Annotated in this window: 3 protein-coding genes; all 3 read left to right on the forward strand. The window is 70.4% G+C overall.

Translation table 11 applies throughout. From position 1 onward, the window contains the following. The coding region (locus FV222_RS23580; RefSeq protein WP_147815782.1) for a cell wall hydrolase at nucleotides 1-820 on the forward strand (820 nt) is incomplete at its 5' end. Nucleotides 821-1,025: 205 nt separating this feature from the next. Then, entirely contained in the window at nucleotides 1,026-1,649 is a 624-nt protein-coding gene (locus tag FV222_RS23585; protein ID WP_147764149.1) for a hypothetical protein, read from the forward strand. Between the two features lie 132 nt (nucleotides 1,650-1,781). After that, a partial coding sequence (locus tag FV222_RS23590; protein ID WP_147815783.1) for an alcohol dehydrogenase catalytic domain-containing protein occupies nucleotides 1,782-2,294 on the forward strand: 513 nt, incomplete at its 3' end.

Below are 2,294 nucleotides of genomic sequence, written 5' to 3' on the forward strand. Positions count from 1 at the left end.
GCGCGAGGCCGGCGCCTCGCTGCTCTTCGCCAACCTCACCGGCAACGTGACCGGCCTGCTGACGCCGGGCGCCGCCACCTGGAACCCGGACCTCGAACCCGAGGCCGGCTTCGTGCCGGTGCCCGACCTCGGCCTCGGACACGCCGATCCCGGCACGACCGCCGAGGACGACGCACGGGCCGAGGCCGAGGAGGAGCGCCGCTCCGACGGCTCGACGCCGCCGGTGCCGCGCGCCGTGGCCCTGTCCTCGACGACGCCGGCTCCGGCCGACGCCACCCCGATCGAGGTCGCCTCGGCCAGCCTGATGCTGCCGGGATTCACCATCCGCACCGACCGGGCCGAGGCGCCGGCGGTCCAATCCGTCCCCGAGGACGCCCGCCACCGCTACGCCGACCTGATCGGGCCGGACGCCATGGACAAGGAACAGCGCTGCCTCGCGGAGGCCGTGTACTTCGAGTCGCGCAGCGAGCCCGAAGCCGGCCAGGCCGCCGTCGCCCAGGTGGTGCTGAACCGCGTGAAGAGCGGGCTCTACCCGTCCAACGTCTGCGGGGTCGTCTACCAGAACCGGCACCGCTACATGGGCTGCCAGTTCTCCTTCGCCTGCGAGGGCAAGGCCCTGCGCATCACCGATTCGGGCTCCTGGGCCACCGCCACCCGCATCGCGCAATCGGTGATCGAGGGGCGGACCTACCTCGCCGAGGTCGGCGACGCGACCCACTACCACGCCGACTACGTGAAGCCCGGCTGGTCGCGGCGCCTGCGCAAGATGGACGTCATCGGCCGGCACATCTTCTACGAACTCAAGCCGGGGCAGACGTAAGGCCGGAAGACGAGCCGGTTTCCAAGATCGAATTCAGCGAAGATTTACTTACGTAGACGGTAACTACGTAGTCCGGATCGAGGGTTAATTTTACCCTACTTTCCAATAGTGCTTGCTTGTACAGCAACCCGACGGCCTCTTGAGCGTCGAGATGAGCGCGCCCTTCGCGTCATCCCACTCGTTCCGCGTATCAGAGGAAGCCGTCATGACCGCGCCGGTCGCCCGAAACACCCTGCTCTTCGCCGCCTTCGCCGGTGCCGTCCTCGTCGCATCGCCCGCTTCGGCCGGCGGCTGCTACGGCTCCGAGTGCTACCGCCACGTCTCGACCCCGCCGGTGTTCGACACCGTGCAGGAGAACGTGCTGGTGCGCCCGCCCCGCACCGTCTACCGCACCACGCCGCCGGTCTACGACACCGTGTCGGAGCGGGTGATGGTCTCGCCCGGCGGCCGCTCGTGGCAGACCCGCCGCGGCCCCTACGGCGAGCTGATCGGCTGCTGGGTCACCACCCCGCCGCAATACACCGTTCAGCACCGCCGCGTGCTGGTGCAGCCGGCCCAGTCCATCCCCGAGACGATCCCGCCGGAATACGCCAGCGTGAGCCGTCGCGTCCTGGTCGCGCCGGCCCGCTCGGGCTGGGTGCCGGTCGGAGGCGGCTACGGTGGCGGCGGTTACGGCGGCGGCTACCAGGGCGCGGGCTACCAGGGCGGCGGCTTCGGCGGCCCACGGATCGGCTCGATCCCCGACGCCGTCGGCATCGCCGGCGCGAGCTCGGCCGACATCGGCGTCGGCCTCGGCTTCTCCTCGGGCAGCGTCTACGACGGCTACTGATGCCCAGTCTCATGGGTCGAAACCCATGAGATCTGACGTGAACGCCACGACCCGCCGGAGCCGGCCCCTCCGGCGGGTTGATTTCGTGGAAGCTGCGCCACAGGTCCCCCCGACAAGCAGCGGGAGGCGAGCATGGCGCGGTTCAAGGCCTGGGTGATCGAGAAGGGCGAGGCCGGCCAAAGCCTGTCCTTCACCGATTTCGACGAGGCCGACCTGATGGACGGCGACGTCACCGTCCGCGTCACCCATTCCTGCCTGAACTATAAGGACGGGCTGGCGATGACCGGCGCGTCGCCGGTGGTGCGCCGCTTCCCGATGATCCCCGGCATCGACTTCTCCGGCGTGGTCGAGGCCTCCGATCATCCTGAGTACAAGCCCGGCGACGCGGTGGTGCTCACCGGATGGGGCGTCGGCGAGACGCATCTCGGCGCCTACGCCGAGAAGGCGCGGGTGAAGGGCGACTGGCTTGTGCCGCTGCCTGCCGGCCTCTCGCCCGAGCAGACGATGGCGATCGGCACCGCCGGCTACACCGCGATGCTCTGCCTGATGGCGCTCGAGGCCCACGGCGTGACACCGAAGGACGGCCCGGCCCTGGTCACCGGCGCCTCGGGCGGCGTCGGCTCGGTCGCGGTCGCGCTGCTGGCG

Source organism: Methylobacterium sp. WL103, from assembly GCF_008039885.1.
Taxonomy (GTDB): Bacteria; Pseudomonadota; Alphaproteobacteria; order Rhizobiales; family Beijerinckiaceae; genus Methylobacterium; species Methylobacterium cerastii.